Annotated in this window: 21 protein-coding genes, 1 tRNA gene, 1 pseudogene and 1 riboswitch; of the genes and pseudogenes, 20 read left to right on the plus strand and 3 right to left on the minus strand. The window is 30.0% G+C overall.

Annotated elements, in window-relative coordinates; genetic code table 11:
* The 13 genes and pseudogenes from EI71_RS10145 to rsfS form a co-directional block, all read left to right on the plus strand.
* Positions 1–282, plus strand: a pseudogene (locus EI71_RS10145) (hypothetical protein); the annotation flags it as partial.
* A gap of 138 nt (positions 283–420) precedes the next feature.
* Positions 421–570 (plus strand): hypothetical protein, encoded by a 150-nt coding sequence (locus EI71_RS10150; protein WP_162849774.1) that lies wholly within the window; start codon positions 421–423, stop codon positions 568–570.
* A gap of 97 nt (positions 571–667) precedes the next feature.
* On the plus strand, positions 668–1,630 hold the full coding sequence (locus EI71_RS04705; RefSeq protein ID WP_119016167.1) for a carbohydrate kinase family protein: 963 nt from the start codon (positions 668–670) through the stop codon (positions 1,628–1,630).
* A complete protein-coding gene (locus tag EI71_RS04710) occupies positions 1,630–2,079 on the plus strand; it encodes a hypothetical protein (protein ID WP_119016100.1) in 450 nt (149 codons plus the stop codon). The genes EI71_RS04705 and EI71_RS04710 overlap by 1 nt, the downstream gene beginning before the upstream one ends.
* Before the next feature lies 1 nt (position 2,080).
* A complete protein-coding gene (locus tag EI71_RS04715; protein ID WP_119016101.1) occupies positions 2,081–2,383 on the plus strand; it encodes a hypothetical protein in 303 nt (100 codons plus the stop codon).
* A 53-nt stretch (positions 2,384–2,436) separates the two neighbouring features.
* Positions 2,437–3,312, plus strand: coding sequence for a DUF1848 domain-containing protein (locus tag EI71_RS04720; protein ID WP_119016102.1), 876 nt, complete (start codon positions 2,437–2,439; stop codon positions 3,310–3,312).
* Between the two features lies 1 nt (position 3,313).
* Positions 3,314–3,529: an aspartate dehydrogenase gene (locus EI71_RS04725; protein ID WP_119016103.1), complete on the plus strand. Its 216-nt coding sequence runs from the start codon at positions 3,314–3,316 to the stop codon at positions 3,527–3,529.
* Between the two features lie 57 nt (positions 3,530–3,586).
* Entirely contained in the window at positions 3,587–5,209 is a 1,623-nt protein-coding gene (locus tag EI71_RS04730; RefSeq protein ID WP_119016104.1) for a gluzincin family metallopeptidase, read from the plus strand.
* A 107-nt stretch (positions 5,210–5,316) separates the two neighbouring features.
* On the plus strand, positions 5,317–5,820 hold the full coding sequence (locus EI71_RS04735) for a hypothetical protein (RefSeq protein WP_119016105.1): 504 nt from the start codon (positions 5,317–5,319) through the stop codon (positions 5,818–5,820).
* 89 nt (positions 5,821–5,909) lie between these two features.
* Entirely contained in the window at positions 5,910–6,497 is a 588-nt protein-coding gene (locus tag EI71_RS04740; protein WP_281268644.1) for a YqeG family HAD IIIA-type phosphatase, read from the plus strand.
* Positions 6,490–7,590: a ribosome biogenesis GTPase YqeH gene (gene yqeH, locus EI71_RS04745; RefSeq protein ID WP_162849776.1), complete on the plus strand. Its 1,101-nt coding sequence runs from the start codon at positions 6,490–6,492 to the stop codon at positions 7,588–7,590. The genes EI71_RS04740 and yqeH overlap by 8 nt, the downstream gene beginning before the upstream one ends.
* Positions 7,574–8,173, plus strand: a complete 600-nt coding sequence (gene yqeK / locus EI71_RS04750) for a bis(5'-nucleosyl)-tetraphosphatase (symmetrical) YqeK (protein ID WP_162849777.1) — start codon at positions 7,574–7,576, stop codon at positions 8,171–8,173. The genes yqeH and yqeK overlap by 17 nt, the downstream gene beginning before the upstream one ends.
* Positions 8,148–8,477, plus strand: coding sequence for a ribosome silencing factor (gene rsfS, locus EI71_RS04755; protein ID WP_119016109.1), 330 nt, complete (start codon positions 8,148–8,150; stop codon positions 8,475–8,477). Before yqeK ends, rsfS begins: the two co-directional genes overlap by 26 nt.
* Before the next feature lie 59 nt (positions 8,478–8,536).
* Here the strand turns inward: rsfS and EI71_RS04760 are convergent, their stop codons facing one another.
* Positions 8,537–8,860, minus strand: coding sequence for a DUF6054 family protein (locus EI71_RS04760; RefSeq protein WP_119016110.1), 324 nt, complete (start codon positions 8,858–8,860; stop codon positions 8,537–8,539).
* 87 nt (positions 8,861–8,947) lie between these two features.
* Complete coding sequence (locus EI71_RS04765; protein WP_119016111.1) at positions 8,948–9,835, minus strand: hypothetical protein; 888 nt, start codon at positions 9,833–9,835, stop codon at positions 8,948–8,950.
* A gap of 114 nt (positions 9,836–9,949) precedes the next feature.
* On the opposite strand from EI71_RS04765, the gene EI71_RS04770 reads away from it, so the two are divergent.
* From EI71_RS04770 to EI71_RS04800, 7 genes are all read left to right on the plus strand, one after another.
* A complete protein-coding gene (locus EI71_RS04770) occupies positions 9,950–10,879 on the plus strand; it encodes a hypothetical protein (protein ID WP_162849778.1) in 930 nt (309 codons plus the stop codon).
* Between the two features lie 34 nt (positions 10,880–10,913).
* Positions 10,914–12,440 carry a 2,3-bisphosphoglycerate-independent phosphoglycerate mutase gene (gene gpmI, locus EI71_RS04775; protein WP_119016113.1) on the plus strand — a complete coding sequence of 509 codons (1,527 nt, stop codon included), beginning with the start codon at positions 10,914–10,916 and terminating at the stop codon, positions 12,438–12,440.
* A 35-nt stretch (positions 12,441–12,475) separates the two neighbouring features.
* Positions 12,476–12,588: riboswitch (FMN riboswitch) on the plus strand.
* An 88-nt stretch (positions 12,589–12,676) separates the two neighbouring features.
* Positions 12,677–13,600, plus strand: coding sequence for an ECF transporter S component (locus EI71_RS04780; RefSeq protein ID WP_162849779.1), 924 nt, complete (start codon positions 12,677–12,679; stop codon positions 13,598–13,600).
* An 89-nt stretch (positions 13,601–13,689) separates the two neighbouring features.
* The gene (locus tag EI71_RS04785; RefSeq protein WP_119016115.1) at positions 13,690–14,187 is read left to right on the plus strand and encodes a hypothetical protein; all 498 of its coding nucleotides are present in this window, start codon (positions 13,690–13,692) and stop codon (positions 14,185–14,187) included.
* 116 nt (positions 14,188–14,303) lie between these two features.
* Complete coding sequence (gene eno / locus EI71_RS04790; protein WP_119016116.1) at positions 14,304–15,614, plus strand: phosphopyruvate hydratase; 1,311 nt, start codon at positions 14,304–14,306, stop codon at positions 15,612–15,614.
* A gap of 161 nt (positions 15,615–15,775) precedes the next feature.
* A tRNA-Gln gene (locus EI71_RS04795) sits at positions 15,776–15,850 on the plus strand.
* Between the two features lie 90 nt (positions 15,851–15,940).
* Complete coding sequence (locus EI71_RS04800; RefSeq protein ID WP_119016117.1) at positions 15,941–16,495, plus strand: hypothetical protein; 555 nt, start codon at positions 15,941–15,943, stop codon at positions 16,493–16,495.
* A 29-nt stretch (positions 16,496–16,524) separates the two neighbouring features.
* Here EI71_RS04800 and EI71_RS04805 read toward each other — a convergent pair whose 3' ends face one another.
* Positions 16,525–17,079 (minus strand): TetR/AcrR family transcriptional regulator, encoded by a 555-nt coding sequence (locus EI71_RS04805; RefSeq protein ID WP_119016118.1) that lies wholly within the window; start codon positions 17,077–17,079, stop codon positions 16,525–16,527.
* Positions 17,080–17,338 lie beyond the last annotated feature (259 nt).

The raw sequence follows: 17,338 nt of genomic DNA on the forward strand, positions 1-17,338 counted from the left end.
AATCACACAGTATCAAATGTAAATCAGATTCATAGTGAACTATCAATTTTGATTTCAAAAAAGCATGGCATATCAACAAGACATCTTCAGGATTATTTAAACTGGCTTCTGTTCTTAAAGAAGATTAAATATAGAGTAAAGGCCGAGGCAAGAGTTTCATTTACTTATATGGAATCAATGAAACAAGTTCATACAATAGCGGTAAGAAATATAACTAAGCTTCCTATGCCTATTGATTTATATCAGGCCTATGGAGCATATCATTATGGAATTTTTTCTTAATTACCAACTTTTTGTTTGAACTTAGCAAATAATTTTAATGAAAAATAATGGTAATATTAAAAAGAATAAAAAAGCTTCTTACATCTTCCCTTTCATAATAAAATCGTTATAATGATTGTGAAGATTGAGGTGAGCGTTATGAATGATGATGAAATTTACTTTGACATGGATGAAAATATGGGATCTTATTATGACTTTAACCTTTTAGATTTACTAGAGGATAATGAATATAATAATTCTAACGCACAAGCTAGTGAAAAAGAAAAGCTTATTGTTAAGCTAGGATAATAGATTTGAAAAGTTCCCGTTTGGGAGCTTTTTTCTTTTGTTTTTAGATAAAAACATATATAATACATTTGAGGGGATTAAAGAAAGGCGTGATATTATGAAAAAAATTTTAGCAATTGGAGAAGCTTTAATCGATTTTATCGCTAATGAATCTGGCTTTGAAGTAAAAGATGTTACATCTTTTAGCCCTAAGGTTGGTGGAGCACCTGCCAATGTATGTGGTGCTGCCGCAAAGCTTGGTAACCCTGCAGGCATGATTACAATGCTAGGGTTGGATCAGTTTGGAGATAAAATTGTAGAATACCTAAAGGAGAATAATGTTTCAACAGAGTATCTATATAGAACAAGTGAAGCATCAACCTCTTTAGCATTCGTATCTAAACTTTTAAATGGAGATTCCAATTATACCTTCTTTAGAAACCCTGGTGCGGATATGTTATTAGAACCAGATAAGATTAAAGCTTTATGGTTTAGAAATACTTATGCACTTCATTTTTGTAGTGTAGATTTAGGCAATTTCCCTATGCGCCAAGCACATCTAAAGGCTATAGAATATGCAAATATGCATGATTCTATAATTTCCTTTGACCCAAATATTAGAATTGCGCTTTGGCCTAGTGAAACCTCTCTTAGAAATGCAATTATTCAGTTTATACCATTATGTAATATTTTAAAAATTTCTTCTGATGAATTAGAATTCATCACAGGTAAGTCTAATATTAAAGATGCTTTAAGTGATTTATTTATTGGTAATGTAGAATTAATAATTTATACTAAGGGTAAAGATGGTGCAGAAGCATATACCAAAAAGGCAAGTGCTTTGGTAGATGGTATTAAGGTTTCTAATGTAGTAGATACTACTGGTGCAGGAGATGGCTTTATTGGTTCCTTCTTAGTACAGTTAAATAAAAGAAAAATTGAAAAGGCTAACCTTAAGGATTTAGATAGTAAAACTTTAGAAGAGCTATTAGATTTTTCTAATCGCTTCTGTGCGAAAAGTATTACAAGACATGGCGCTATCGCATCTTATCCAACGGAAGATGAAATGGGGAGTAACTAATGGATAAGGATTTAGTGTTTGGATATTATAATGGAGGACATTATTTAAGAGTAGGTGTTTATTTCTTATTTATGTTACTTACATTCTTAGTATTCATAACTCCTATGGGAGATATAAGATATAGCTTTTTATTCTTTTCTCTATTTTTACCACTTTTAATTTTTGAATTCATTCATCACCATATGCAAATATCTGAAATAGAAAAGGATTTATATAAAACAGATATTATGCAAATAGCTAAAATGAGTGTAATTGAAATGAAAAAGAAGAAGGTTGGTATTAAATTTGAAGGTAAAATGAATAATAAAATTGTTGTTTTAAAGCTTTATAAAATGGATATAGGACATAAAGCTTTAATGAATAATTTAGCAAGGTATAAATATGTAGAAATGGAATATTATCCTAAAACTATGGTTGTTAGAGGATATCATTCGAAATTAGGGGATTAGTATGACAAAAAATGAAATTAAAGAAGTTGTAGATATGGCACTTAAGGATGCAGATATTAATTTATTATCTTATTTAGTATCGGATATTAAATCTACAATTGAATTTGTATTAGAATCTACAGATTTAGAATTTAATCAAATGGCAGATTATTTTGAAGATATTGCTTATATGAGTCAAAGTAAGGAATTTGTTGAGGCAATAAGAACTAGATTTATTAATATGGAAGATCATTCCTTAGATTTAAAATATATCTGTGAACAAATAAATTATGCAGAAGAGGTATTTCCACAAGAGGAATATTAAGAGGAAGGTTTAATCCTTCCTTTTTCTATGGTAAAATTTATATTGGTGGGAATATGATTTTATTTATTAGTGGAAGAACAGATATATGTGCTTTTTATAGCACTTGGCTTAAAAATAGAATAGATGCTGGTTATTTTGATGTTAGAAATCCTTTTAATCCAAGTTTAGTATCTAGAATATATGCATCGGATATAGACTTATATGTATTTTGTACTAAGAATCCTATTCCTGTTATTCCTTTATTAAAAGAAATAAAAAAGCCTATATATTTTATGGTTACATTAACTGGATATCATAAGGATATAGAAGTAAATGTATTAAATAAAAAAGAGATATTAGAATCTATTAAAGAATTATCTCTTATTTTAGGTAAAAAGAATGTCTTATTAAGATATGATCCTATTTTTATTAATGATACATATACAATAGATTATCATATAAAAGCTATAGAAGGATTAATGATAGAATTAAAGGATTCTATTGAAGAGATAACTTTTTCCTTCTTAGATATATATAAAAATGTAAGAAAGAATTATAAAGATATAAATCCTAAAGTATTAAAAGATGATGATTATATATTACTTTCCAAAAGGTTTAAGGAATTATCTAATAAATATGGAATTAAGTTAAAGACTTGTTTTGAGGATGAAGTATTAAAATTTGGCTTTTTAAAGGGTGAATGTATATCTAAAGAATTAGCATTCAGGCTAACAGGGAAAAGCTTTAAAAAATGGAAAGAAAGAGATTGTGGCTGTAGGGAAATAGTAGATATAGGCCAATATAATACTTGTAATCATCGGTGTAAGTATTGTTATGCAAATTATGATGAGGAAAGTATTAAGAAAAATATCTCTATGCATGACCCAAATTCTTCCCTTTTAATTGGTCATTTAAAGGAAACGGATATTATAAAGGTTAGGAGGAAATAATATGTTTTTTAAAAAGAAGGAAAAGAAAGAATATTATGATAAAGAGAATTTAGTTCCTATCCTTATGGTATCTATATGTACAGGAGAAACTGTTGCAGGGTTTGAGGATAAAAGAAATAAAAAGTTTAATGAGGTTATGCTAATAAGAAATGATAATGACTTAAAGGAATTTATGAAAAAATATGGATTAGAAGAAATTCCTAATAAGGAATATTAGAAATAATGTATCATTTATGATACAATAGGTATTGTTTTGAAATGGAGTTGGTTTTTAATGAAAAAAATTAAGCAAATCGCTTTATTATGTTTAATTGGTGCATCTGCAATGTCCTTATCCTCTTGTTTAATCAGGCTAGATGCGAATGATACAAGAGTTAAAAAGGATTTAACTTATACATGGAGTGATGAGGATTATAATAAGCTTCATATTAATATGCAACGCTTTTCTCAAGCATTAAAGAATAATAATGATTTAGAGCTTGTAGGATCATGGCAAGCCGTTCAAAGAACTGCATATGCTTGTGCTACATATAGAACGATTGAGAATATCAATTATGCAGCAGGAGACGATAGTGCTTATGAAAAATATTTAAAGTTTCAAAATATTGTAGCGGAAGTTGCTAAATGGCAAGAAGCATTATATAGCGATATGTATGAATCTAGCTATAGAGATTCCTTCTTTAGTGGTTATACAAAAGAAGAAATTGAAGAATTAATAAATAGTGTAAAGCCAGATAAATATTATGAAATAGAAGAGGAACAAGAAGCTTTAATTAAAGAATATAATGATTTAGCTAAAGATGAGATTCAATTGAAAACTTCGGATATCTATTTATCCTTAGTAAAGAATTATAAAGAAGAAGCAACTCTTTTAGGCTATGATAATTATATGGATTATGCATATAAGAATATTTATGAAAGAGAATATACACCTTCAGAGGTATTAGACTTTACAACCTATGTAAAGAATCATATTGTACCTATGATGCTTGAAATTGCGCCAAAAGTAAAAGAGGCTGCATCAGGTTTAAATGAATCTGAAAAGCAAAAATATAATACCTTTAAAACAGCTAATTTTAACACTATGAAGGATACATTTAATTTATATGCAACCTTTATTGGAGATTCATTTAAAACAAATGCAAATTATGTTTTTAATAATGGTTATATAAGATATGGAAGTGAAAATGCGAATATTGATGGCGCATTTACAGCATATTTATATATGTCTAGTCTAGATCAACCAATAATTTATTTTGGTCCATCCTATACAGATATCATGACATTTGTTCATGAATTTGGTCATTATAATAACTTTAAAGTAAATAAAGCAACTAACCTAAGCTATGATCTAGCAGAAACACATTCTCAGGGTAATGAATTATTATTCTTAGCTTGGTTAGATAAAAATGATGAATCATACTCCGATAATTTAATGAGAGCCATTCATTTATCTGAAGTATATGAGGCCTTAACTACAATTGTTTTAGCTACAATGGTAAATGATTTTGAATATAGAGTATATACATCATCAAATGATTTAACTATAGCTGATTTTGATACATATTATAAAGAAGCAGGAGATGCACTTGGTGGATATGATACTATAATGGAATGCTTATACCAAGAAAATAATGGTAAGCAAATTGATTATTGGAAGCTTGTTACAATTCAAAATCCTGCATATTATATTAGCTATGCAATGAGTAAGATTCCATCACTAGAGATTTATTCTATAGCTAAAGAAGATTTAGCTAAGGCTAGAAACTCCTATAAGAAAACTTATACATTAGATAAGAATTTGGATTTAACTGATTTCTTAGGTGTATTAGATTCTGCAGGATTATATTCTCCATTTAAAGAAGAAGCATTTACATTAATTGAAAAATTAAAGTAGTACATTTTTTAAAAAAATGTCTCATATATTCTTTTTAAATTGTATTTAAAACTAATATATTCTATAATAATTATTAGTAGTATTACTATATGAGAAAGGAGAATAAAATGAAAAAATTATTAAAATACTCTGGATTTATTTCTTTAGTATTGGTAGTTGTAGCATTCATTTTAATGATGGCTACAAATGCAATTGTTGTAGGTAGCGGTAGCTTACAACTTGTAACTAAGGGTACAGTTGCTATCTTTGGAGAAACCACTAGTACACTTTTAGGTGATGTTAAGACTAATCCTTCTGTATTAGCATTACTTGCTTGGATTTTCATTCTTGCAGGTTTAGTTATCGTATTATTAGGTATCATTCTACCTTTATTAAAGGTTCATGCACTAGAGAAGTTTGCAGGAGTATTAAACTTAGTTGCAGTATTATTATTCGTAGTTGCAGGTGTATTTATGTTCATCGTTGTACCTACATTCTATGCTGCAAATAATGCTGATGTTCCAAACAATGCTGCAATTGGCGTTGGTTGGGTTATTGGCGGTATCTTAGCAATCGCTGGTGGCGTATTCGCTATTTTACCTGCAGCTGCAGATTTCTTAGCAAAGAAGTAAGATTGAAACAGGATTTATTCCTGTTTTTTTCTTTTTATAATATTAGATATTATATTGGTACATTTATCTCTTTAAAATCAATAAAAATAATGTATAATACAATCGAGGTATTTTTTATGATTAAGAAGCTTATTCCGGATTATTATTACAAATCTATATATGATATTCCTTTAAGTGAATTATATGATAAGGGAATTAGACTTATCCTTACGGATTTAGATAATACTTTAATTTCATATGGACAAACTGATCCTAGTGATGAGCTTTTTGATTTTAAAAAGAAAGTATTAGATTTAGGATTTGAATTCATTTTAGTTTCAAATTCTAGAAAGAAAAGAGTAGATCATTTTGCAAATATGTATGATATACCTTATGTAAAGTTTTCTACTAAGCCTTTAAAAAGAGGAATTAAAAAAGCAATCAAAAAGATTGCAAAAGAAAAATATAATAATGATCAAATCTTACTTTTAGGTGATCAATTAATGACCGATGTCTTAGGTGGTAAAAGATGTAAGATTAAGGTTTGCTTAATAGAGCCTATAGATAAGAGAACAGATATTTTATCTACAAGAATTAATAGAGGAATTGAATCTTTTTTCTTAAGAAGAATTAAGAAGAAGATGAGGAATGAATACGACTTAAAATTAAAAGAATTCGCAGGTGATGAAAATGATTGAAAGAAAGTGTAAGGGTTGTGGAGCAGTCTTACAGGATACGAATCCTGATTTAAAGGGCTTTATTCCATCTTTAACAAAGGAAAGTAAATATTGTAAAAGATGCTTCCGCATGATGCATTATAATGAGCTTCCAAAGATTGTTGCTTCGAATAAAGAATATGAGCATGTCATTGATGAAGTTATTAAGAAAAATGGATTAATCATTTTTGTTGTTGATATTTTTGCCTTTAAAGCAACCTTCAATAAGAAGATGATTGATAAATTAAGAAATAAAAATGTCATTTTAGTTGCGAATAAATATGATGTATTCCCTCATTCTACAAATGTAGAAAATATAGTTTCATGGTTAAGCCATGAATGTGAAAAGATCTTCTTTAAGGTAGATGCAATTCATATTGTATCTTCTAAGAAGGGCTATTATATGGAAGAATTAACCAGAACAATTGATTTAGCTAGAAAAGAAAGAGATGTTTATTTTGTTGGCTGTGCGAATGTAGGTAAATCCTCTTTAATTAATGCATTATTAAAGAAAAATACATCGATTACAGATGATGTAGTATCTACATCTGTAATACCTGGTACAACATTAAATGAAATTAGAATTCCATTCTTTAGTGATAATAAAGCATTTATTGATACACCAGGTTTGATTAATCCATCCGATGTATTAAATGTTTTATTACCTGAATCTTATAAAAAGATTATTCCAGATACAGAAATGAAGCCTTTAACTTATCAAATTACAAATGGTAATTCGATTTGTTTAGCAGGACTTGCTTCCTTAAGTTTTCAAGCTCATGAAAAATTATCTGTAGTTGTTTATGCATCCAATAATTTATATATTCATAGATGTAAAACAGAAAGAGTAGATGAATTATTCAAAACACAGCTTGGTAAACTTTTAAATCCACCACTTTTAAGTGAAGCAGATAAGATGAAATATAAAGTATTATTTGCTCATTTTGATGGTAAAAAGAAAAGAGATATTTGGTTTTCTGGCTTTGGCTTTGTATCCATTAAGGGTGAATGTGATATTGATATTAAGGTAATAGATTCTACGGAGGTTTATTATACGGATGCTATTATCGGATAAGGCTAAGGCTTTAGTTATAGAAAAGTATAAGGATTCTCATAAGCATAGATTAGCTCATATTTTTGGTGTTGCTGAAATGGCAGAATATTTAGCTATAAAATATGGTGTAGATAAAGAGAAAGCTTTAATCGCAGCTTATATGCATGACTATTCTAAGTATGATGATCCAAAGGAAGCTATAGGTATATTGAAAGATGAAGAAATTAAAGAATGCGAGAGCTACCCATTCTTATATCATGCTTATTTATCTGCAGAAAATTATAAAAAGCTTTTAGGTAATGATTTAGATATTTATAATGCTATTAAATATCATGTATTTGGTAGAGAAAATATGAGTATCCTAGAAGCAATCATTATGATTGCTGACTACACAGAAAAGAATAGGACATATCCATCTTGTATAGAGTGTAGAAAAATATTAGTAGAAGATAATGACTTGAATTTAGCAATTTATAAATCCTTAGAAGGAATGATAGAATTTGCTAAAAGGGAGGGATTAAAGCCTCATCCAAAACAGGTTTTAGTCATGGAAGAATATAAAAGAAAGGTTGAAGAGGATGTCGCTAGAAGAAATAATCGTTGATTGCCTTGAAAAGGTAAGTGCGAAGGATATCTTAGTATATGATACTAAGGAAAGAAGCCCATTTTATGATGAAATGATTTTGGCTTCTGTAGATTCTAATCGTCAAGCAAGCTCTGTTATAGCATATATTGAAGATGAATGTGCTAAGAATGGCTTTGACGTAAGAAGCATTGAAGGCAGAGAGTCCGCATGGGTTTTAATAGATTGTCATAGTGTAATTGTTTCTATCTTTACAAAAGAAGAGCGTGAGCATTTTGCAATTGAAAAAATCTATATGGATGTACCAGTTAAAAAGGTGAACTAAAAAATAATAATGCCCCGACACATTTTGATATGCATCGGGGCATTTTATTTTATATTTTTCTAATGAAAACCATTTTCTTTTAATAGTTTCAAAATTGGCTTCGCAGCACTATGCTCTGAACCATAGGTATATCCGAATAATCCTTCAGCTCCACCGCTTGTAATAACTACTGCAGTAATATTATTAGGACTTCTTTCAATAATTGTTGTCAATGTTAGTGTAGAGTTTATTCTTAAAAAGTATTTATCAGCAATAAAGATTGTAACCTTACAACCATTTTTATCAAAGCTTTCGATATGATTGTGCATCTCATTAGAAAACCAATCATTAAGAATACTTTCTATATCTACCATTCCATTAGTATATAATCTATATTTTTCCATACTATCTCCTCCAAATTTAAAATTTGCAAGAAAATATATATCATAGTATTTATTTATTGTCAATAAAAATCATAGTAGGGGTATTTTTTATAATTTCTTTAATTTATCAATATGGAATTCTTCTCTAAATTCTTGTTCACCCTTTGGGATGAATAAGTATTTATTTAAAGCTTCAATTCTTTTAATAGCTTTATCCTTTGCCATTTTAAGTAATTGATCTAAGGATTCATTTTTTTCTATTCCGTTAACGATATAACTTTCCTTTTTTAGGTTTAATAAAGAAGAATCTTCATTCTTAGTATAGATTAAATATTCTTTCTTTTCTTTTTTTCTATTGAATAATTTATCATAGAATTTATAATCCCATAATCTATTTGTTTTATTTGATCGTTTTGCAAATTTACTAAATCTTTTATAGGATTTTTTAAAATATGAATTTGTACCCATAAAGCGATAGCATTTAATCATGGGATTTCTTATTAATTGTTCTATAGAATCATAATAGGTATATGCTGTTGGGAATAGGTGATAAATAGATTCTTTTGTTAAATCTATTTTGTCTTTTTTCTTTGCATAATAATAATCTAATACGTTTAATGCATAATCTAAATTAAGTGAATCCTTTTTTATACCTTTTAAATATGGGTATAGGTAATCCCTTAATGTATTGGTAGTTATTAAACCATATAAGAATAGTAAGCATTCTGTAAAATAAGAATCATTTTCCTCCATAGAAGATTTTAGTAAAATAGCTGATTCAACAATGAAATCTAAATAATTATTTCTTATAAGCTTATCCATTTCATATTTATCCTTTTTAAAAGGATTATAGATAAAAGAATAGATGGAAACAGAAGAGAAGTTCGAAAGATTAAAATAAATAGAATTTTCCTTTGGAAATATGTCTTTAACAACATTAGGTATTTCCTTTATACAATCCTTCATAAAGTAGTAATTTAAGATAGAACCCTTCATAATGCCACCTCCATTTTAAATAATTATAAAATAATTAATTAAAGTTTTGTAGAGTTATTTTAAATTTTATTATTTTATAGTAAAATTATACTGTTTGAAAGGTGTGTAGTATTTATGAAGTTATTAACAAAAGCGCAACAAGAAGATATGGCTTACCAGGTAAGCTTAAAATCTAGAGACATTGATATTTGTATGTTTAGTGCATTAGATGGCTCCTTACCTAAGGAGATGTTACTTGATGCATTAATGCTATATGTAAATTCGGATGGTGGATTTGGTCATGGTTTATATATTGACAATTACAATGTGAATTCAAGTGTATATCAGGTATATGAAGCATTCCGTCTATTAGATATGCTTGGTTTTGATTCTAAATGTGATAATGAATTATATGATATGATTATCAATAAAGCATGTAATTATTTATATAATCGTGTACCTCCAGTTAAGGGTGTTTGGAATCCCAATACAAAGTCAAATAATGATTATGCTCATTCTAAGGAATTTGAATATAATGAAGAGAATAAGAAGCTATTTGGTCTTCATCCATCCGCAGCTTTATTAGGCTATACTTTATTATTTGTTAAGCCTACAAAGGCATATTATAAAAAGGCATTAAAGGAATTAGAAACAGTTTTAAAGGAATTCTATTCAAAAGAAGAATTTACAAAGTATGAATTAATTTCATTTAATTCATTATTAAATTCCTTAAGAAAAACAAATTTATTAGTTGAAGATCAAAAGAAAATTGAAGAAAAGCTTACAGAATATGTTAAGAAGGTTATTTCTTTAGATTTTGCTAATAAGGATGCTAATAGACCTTTAGATGTAGCCTTATATTTAAATGATAGTGCATTTGATGATTTAAAGAACAAGCAGCTTGACTATCTACTTGATACTATCGCAAGCCATGGTATGTGGGATTATAATGGCTCTTGGGGATATGATAAGTATGCAGAAGAGGATTCTGCAAAGCTTAAGTGGATTGGCTGTGGAACCGTTAACAATTACTTTTTATTAAAAAAGTATGGAAGATTAGAGTGATTTAAGCTATAATTTAAAATCGAGGTGTAAAATTATGAAAAAAAGACCAGTTATGTTAATTATTATGGATGGATATGGTATTGCCCCTGCATCAGATTCTAATGCAGTTAGCATGGCAAAAAAGCCAAATCTAGACCGTATTTTTAGTGAATTTGACACAAAGCAGCTTAATGCTTCTGGTGATGCAGTAGGCTTACCTGAGGGTCAGATGGGAAATTCTGAGGTTGGTCATATGAATATTGGTGCAGGTCGTGTTGTAAGACAGTCCTTATCCAGAATCAATTATGATATTAAAACCGGTGAATTCTTTAAGAATGAAGCTATTTTAGAAGCAGTAGCTAATGCAAAGAAGAACAATAAGAAGTTCCATATTTTAGGTTTATGTAGTGATGGTGGTATCCACTCTCATACTTCACATATTATTGCAATCGCAAAGCTTGCACATGAAAATGGAATTGAAGATGTTTATTATCATGCATTTATGGATGGTAGAGATACATCCCCAACTTCTGGTAAGGGCTTCTTAGAGAAGATTATCAAAGAGGGTAATGTTAAGGTTGCTACTGTTGGTGGTAGATATTATGGTATGGATAGAGATAAGAATTTTGACCGTATCCAGCTTGCATATGATGCAATGACACAGGCAAAGGGTGAATTCTTTGAATGTCCACTTGAGGGAATTCAAACATCTTACGATAATGGTAAGACAGATGAGTTCATTATTCCATTCGTTTCCGATAAGAATGGTATGATTGAAGAAGGAGATTCTGTTGTATTTGCTAATTTCCGTCCAGATAGAGCAATTCAGATTGCAACTGCATTCTCTAATCCAGAAGGAATTGTTTATAATCCTGAAAAGCCTTATAAGCTTGATACAACTAAGGGTCCTAAGTCTACAGTATTCGTATCTATGATGAAGTATGCAGATCAGGTTAAGGGTACTTTAGCATTTGGTCTTCAAACATTTGATAATTTATATGGCGATGTAATCGCTAAAGCTGGTTTAAAGCAGTTAAGAATTGCTGAAACTGAAAAGTATGCTCATGTAACATTCTTCTTTGATGGTGGAGCAGATAGAGATATCGAAGGTGCTGATCGTATCTTAGTTAACTCTCCAAAGGTTGCTACATATGATTTAAAGCCAGAGATGAGTGCATATGAGGTTAAGGATAAGGTAGTAGAAGCTATTTTAGCTAAAAAATATGATACAATTATCTTAAACTTCGCTAACTGCGATATGGTTGGTCATACAGGTGTAATTCCTGCAGCAGTTAAGGCTGTTGAGGCTGTTGATGAATGTGTTGGTGCAGTTGTCGCTGCCCTTGATAAAGTTGGTGGTGTTGCACTTATTACTGCAGACCATGGTAATGCTGAAAAGCTATTAGATGAAGAAGGTAAGCCATATACAGCACATACAACTAACCCAGTTCCAGTTGTTGTAACTGATAAGAATATTAAGCTTCGTGATGGTATTTTATCTGATATTGCTCCAACATTACTTGAGCTATTAGAATTACCTATCCCTGCAGAAATGACTTCTAAGTCATTAATCGTTAAGTAATACCTGATTTTATCAGTTATTATAAAAAAAATTCATATTTACTTCGGGGTTTGGTGAAATTCCATACCGGCGGTATAGTCCGCGAGCAATAGCATGATCAGGTGTAATTCCTGAACCGACAGTAGAGTCTGGATGAGAGAAGAAAAAGAAATCTTTTTGGATTTTCCAATATGCCCCGTTTGGGGCATATTTTTTTTGAAGTAAATAAGTATATTTTATTTCAAGGAGGTCTTCATATGAATGAAGGAAAGTCTAAGCAGACTTTAAATGCTTTAATTATTGGCTTAACAATGTTTATCTTAGGCCTTGCAGCAATTATTACAGGATTTGTATTAAATACAAATACAAAGAATGTAGAATGGTACATTTATTTACTTGAAATAGGTGGAGCAGCATTATTTTTAGCATCTAGTGGTAACCTATATTACTATTTTGCAGAAAAGTTCCATTTTAGAAAAATGAATGTTAAGCAAATGGGTGTAATTGCAGTTTTTGCTGCATTATCTGTAATTTTGTATTATTTTGCAAAATTTAAATTACCATTTTTCCCTAGCTGGTTAGATATTCAGTTTTCGGATGTTCCTGCAATCTTAGTTTCATTTATGTATGGTCCACTTAGTGGAGCTATTGCAATTATAGTAAGATTTTTCTGTAAACTACCTGGTACATCAACTGTAGGTGTTGGTGAGCTTGCTGATTTATTAATTGGTTTAGCTATGGTAATATCTGCAGGATTATTTTATAAGAAGCATAGAACATTAAAGGGTGCATTTATCTCTATTGGTATTGGTATGGCATCTGGTACTATTGTTGCAGTAATTTCAAACTGGTTAATTTTAATTCCTGCATATGTAAACATTGCTCATTTCCCTTGGAGCGCTTTAGTTGATGGAATGAATAAGGCCTTAGGTAATAGTGGAGTTGTAACAGAAGAAAACTTTATGGCATATTATTTATTTGCAGGTGTATTACCATTTAATTTATTCCGTTATGTATTAGTATTCTCTATTACTATTTTGTTATATAAGAGATTATCTATGCTAATTGAGCATTTCACAGGTGATTTTGTTCGTGATAATGATTTAGAAAAAGATGATTTAGAATTATTAGAGAATAATGAAGTATCTAGTGAAGAAAATCTAAAAGAAGAAACAATATAATCGGAAAATAGCGGGTTTGACCCGCTATTTTGTATTTATATACTTGAAAAGTATATGAATTTCGATTATTATGGGAAAGGTGATGCTTTATGTTTAATAAAAATAAATGGAAGGAACCAATATATAAGCAGGATGTAATAGGCGTTATAGTAAATGGCTTACTTGCAGCTATTTTAGGTGGAATTTTAGGTGGTTCTTTGGATTATTTATTAGGAATTGTTTGGAATTTTCCAATATCCTTTTCTGTTTTAATTTTAGTATTCTTTATTATTTGGAGAGTAAGAAAAGGATTCTATAGCTTTCATATTTTATATCCTGTTTTAGCATTAGTATTTTTAGTTATTGGTATATTTGTTGTAGAGTATACAGTTGTTGCTATTGGATATATCCAAATGGGCTATTATCAAATTCATTTGATATTAATTACCCCATTATTTTGGGAACAATTCTTAATGACACCAATTTATGAATTAAGGCTTGGAATAATGTATGGTTCAGCGAAAGACATCATTTTAGGAATACTTGATGTAATTTTCTATATATGGGCTTTCTGGTATACTTACCGTATGGTAAAAGGGAGAAACTAAGATGAAAGTGTTTTCCCCTCTAAAAAGTTAAAGAGGGGATTTTTTTATTAACAAAACTATTGTATAATAGTTAATGGTTAAAAATAACTATATTAATTTTAAGGAGATAAAAAAATATGCCATTTATTACAAGCGTTTATGCAAGAGAAGTTTTAGACTCTCGTGGTAACCCAACTGTTGAAGTTGAAGTTACAACTGAATCCGGTGCTTTCGGACGTGCATTAGTTCCTTCTGGAGCTTCTACAGGTGTTCATGAAGCACTTGAATTAAGAGACGGTGACAAGAACCGTTACTTAGGAAAGGGTACAACTAAGGCTGTTAAGAACGTTAATGACGTTATCGCACCTAAGCTTTTAGGTATGGATGTTACACAGCAGGTTGCTATCGACCATTTAATGATTCAGCTAGATGGTACTGAAAATAAAAATAATTTAGGCGCAAATGCTACATTAGGTGTTTCTATGGCTTGTGCTCGTGCAGCTGCAAACTATTATGGAATTCCTCTATACAACTACTTTGGTGGTTTCAATGCAAAGCAGTTACCTTTACCAATGATGAACATCTTAAACGGTGGTGCTCATGCTGATTTCTGTATCGATTTCCAGGAAATCATGATTTTACCTGTTGGTGCACCTTCTGTTAAGGAAGCTATTCGTTGGGGTGCTGAAGTATTCCATGCATTAAAGAAGATCTTAAAGGCTAACGGTTATGTTACATCTGTTGGTGATGAAGGTGGTTATGCACCTAAGTTAGGTTCTAACACAGAAGCTTTCGAGCGTGTTGTTGAAGCTATCAAGGCTGCTGGTTATGAGCCAGGTAAGGATATCTGCTTAGGTATCGACGTTGCTGCATCTGAGTTCTACAATGAAGAGACTAAGAAGTATGTATTAAAGGCTGATAAGGGTGAATTCACTTCTAAGGAAATGGTAGATATCTACTATGCTAACTTAGTTGAAAAGTTCCCTATCGTTACTATTGAAGATGGTCTTGCTGAGGATGACTGGGAAGGCTGGAAGTATTTAACTGATAAGCTTGGTGACAAGGTTCAGTTAGTTGGTGATGACTTATTCGTTACAAATACTAAGAGATTACAAAAGGGTATCGAGCTTGGCGTTGCTAATGCAATCTTAATTAAGGTTAACCAGATTGGTACTTTAACTGAGACTTTCGAGGCTATTGAAACAGCTAAGAGAGCAGGCTATACTGCAATCGTTTCTCACCGTTCTGGTGAAACTGAGGATACTACAATCGCTGATATCGTTGTTGGTACAAATGCTGGTCAGATCAAGACTGGTTCTGCATCTCGTACAGACCGTATCGCTAAGTACAACCAGTTAATTAGAATTGAGGATGATCTAAATGGTCGTGGTCAGTTCCCTGGTGTATCTGTATTCGCAGGTAAGAAGTCTATTTACTGCATTAAGTAATAAACCTTAAAATAGAAAAGAAGAGGTGCAATTTGCACCTCTTTGATTTTTATTTATGTAATAAATAAACTTTACTTGAAAAAAGTGAAAAAAGGGGCTTTACAACTATTTTTTTTATGATATAATAGGACTTGTCCGAAATATTGGACCTTTTTATCCATAGCAGCTTAGCCAAGTGGTAAGGCATTGGACTCTGACTCCAACATTCATAGGTTCGAACCCTATAGCTGCTGCCATAAAGATATTTAAGCACCATTGGTGCTTTTTATTTTATTTTAAAATGTTTTATTGTATAATAAACCTAAATTGATTTAAAGGAGTCTATCATGGTAGTACATAATGTATCGAATATAACTGGTGAAGAAGCATATAATTCCCTTCTTCAGGCAGCAAAAAGAAATTTAAATAAAAACTATATCTATTTAGGATTAGGACTTTGCTTGGGTGTTCCTGTAATGGTTGTGGGATTAGTCGAGAAGAATGCTCAAACAATTTCTATGGGTGCTATTGTTACAGCATTCTTACTTGCTATTGCAGTATTTATTGTTGTAATGCTAATAAGAATTCCTAAGGATATTAAAAAGAAGAATAAAGCAGTTGTTGAAAATGGTGTTTCTTATGATTACCAATTTAAAGAGAAGAGCTGTGATATTATTGTTTCTAATAATGGTAAGAAAAAGAAATTATCTTATATCTATTTAGATTTTAAAAAGGTTTTTGAATATGAGGATTACTTTGAGATTCGTTTAGTATCAAAAGAAGTAATGCTTGTAAAAAAGGAAGGCTTTACTGAAGAAAAAGAAAAGATGATAGAATTCTTTAAGAAAAATCTATCATCAAATCAAAAACTAAAAATAGTGAATAAAATCAAGACAAAATAAATGGGGATTTGAAATATCCCCAATTTTTTTTACTTAAGCTTATCTGCAACCTTAACGATGAAATCACGAATATCATATAAGGATGAATTGCTTCTACCATTGAAATAGTTGGATAATGCTTCAATAATTAAAGAAGCATAGAAAGAAGATTCTGCCATTTTATCATTATTAAAGAATTCTACATTCTCAAATGCAAGCTTATCATATAACTCCTTAGATAAGGAATCCTTTAATGCACTAAAGAAATGATTTTCATTATATCCTGATGTGAATAAAAGCTTGTATTCTTTTTCTCTTTCAGCAAAGAAGTCCATTAATACAGTTAAAGATGTTTTTAAATCATTGCCTTTTTCTACATAGCGTTCCATAGCATCTTTAAATGCATCAGAAATTTCACTTTGAATTTCTTTTGCAACTGCATAAATGTCCTCATAGTGGCTATAGAAAGTAGAACGAACAATATTTGCTTTATCTGTAAGCTCAATTATAGTAATCTTATCAATTGCTTGCTTTTCAGATAATAATTCAATAAATGCTTGTCTTATTGCTTTTTTAGTTCTAATTACACTTCTATTTGTACTCATATTGTCTCCTTTTCATTCATTCATAACACAATTACGTTGATATTGTAACATTACACCTATATTATATTTCATACTTTTGTTAAAAACAATACCGTAACATCTAAAATGTTGGAAATGTATACATTATTACAAATTCAAACATCGTTATTGAAAATGTATTTTTTTTATAAAGTTTTATTTGAAAAATATTTGCAGTTACAGAAAACACTTTTTTTGTTTATTTTGGTGTTATTAATAAATAACACATTGACTTTTGAAT

The organism is Anaeroplasma bactoclasticum (assembly GCF_003550015.1).
GTDB lineage: Bacteria > Bacillota_I > Bacilli_A > Acholeplasmatales > Anaeroplasmataceae > Anaeroplasma > Anaeroplasma bactoclasticum.

Coding starts and splice junctions, on each gene's coding strand:
- EI71_RS04730 (WP_119016104.1), top strand. CDS start 3,587: ATGAAAAAAATTAAGCAAATCGCTTTATTATGTTTAATTGGTGCATCT.
- rsfS (WP_119016109.1), top strand. CDS start 8,148: ATGTCGCTAGAAGAAATAATCGTTGATTGCCTTGAAAAGGTAAGTGCG.
- yqeK (WP_162849777.1), top strand. CDS start 7,574: ATGCTATTATCGGATAAGGCTAAGGCTTTAGTTATAGAAAAGTATAAG.
- EI71_RS04710 (WP_119016100.1), top strand. CDS start 1,630: ATGGATAAGGATTTAGTGTTTGGATATTATAATGGAGGACATTATTTA.
- EI71_RS04720 (WP_119016102.1), top strand. CDS start 2,437: ATGATTTTATTTATTAGTGGAAGAACAGATATATGTGCTTTTTATAGC.
- gpmI (WP_119016113.1), top strand. CDS start 10,914: ATGAAAAAAAGACCAGTTATGTTAATTATTATGGATGGATATGGTATT.
- EI71_RS04735 (WP_119016105.1), top strand. CDS start 5,317: ATGAAAAAATTATTAAAATACTCTGGATTTATTTCTTTAGTATTGGTA.
- EI71_RS04740 (WP_281268644.1), top strand. CDS start 5,910: ATGTATAATACAATCGAGGTATTTTTTATGATTAAGAAGCTTATTCCG.
- EI71_RS04770 (WP_162849778.1), top strand. CDS start 9,950: ATGAAGTTATTAACAAAAGCGCAACAAGAAGATATGGCTTACCAGGTA.
- EI71_RS04785 (WP_119016115.1), top strand. CDS start 13,690: ATGTTTAATAAAAATAAATGGAAGGAACCAATATATAAGCAGGATGTA.
- EI71_RS04800 (WP_119016117.1), top strand. CDS start 15,941: ATGGTAGTACATAATGTATCGAATATAACTGGTGAAGAAGCATATAAT.
- yqeH (WP_162849776.1), top strand. CDS start 6,490: ATGATTGAAAGAAAGTGTAAGGGTTGTGGAGCAGTCTTACAGGATACG.
- EI71_RS04725 (WP_119016103.1), top strand. CDS start 3,314: ATGTTTTTTAAAAAGAAGGAAAAGAAAGAATATTATGATAAAGAGAAT.
- EI71_RS04705 (WP_119016167.1), top strand. CDS start 668: ATGAAAAAAATTTTAGCAATTGGAGAAGCTTTAATCGATTTTATCGCT.
- EI71_RS04805 (WP_119016118.1), bottom strand. CDS start 17,079: ATGAGTACAAATAGAAGTGTAATTAGAACTAAAAAAGCAATAAGACAA.
- EI71_RS04765 (WP_119016111.1), bottom strand. CDS start 9,835: ATGAAGGGTTCTATCTTAAATTACTACTTTATGAAGGATTGTATAAAG.
- eno (WP_119016116.1), top strand. CDS start 14,304: ATGCCATTTATTACAAGCGTTTATGCAAGAGAAGTTTTAGACTCTCGT.
- EI71_RS04715 (WP_119016101.1), top strand. CDS start 2,081: ATGACAAAAAATGAAATTAAAGAAGTTGTAGATATGGCACTTAAGGAT.
- EI71_RS04760 (WP_119016110.1), bottom strand. CDS start 8,860: ATGGAAAAATATAGATTATATACTAATGGAATGGTAGATATAGAAAGT.
- EI71_RS04780 (WP_162849779.1), top strand. CDS start 12,677: ATGAATGAAGGAAAGTCTAAGCAGACTTTAAATGCTTTAATTATTGGC.
- EI71_RS10150 (WP_162849774.1), top strand. CDS start 421: ATGAATGATGATGAAATTTACTTTGACATGGATGAAAATATGGGATCT.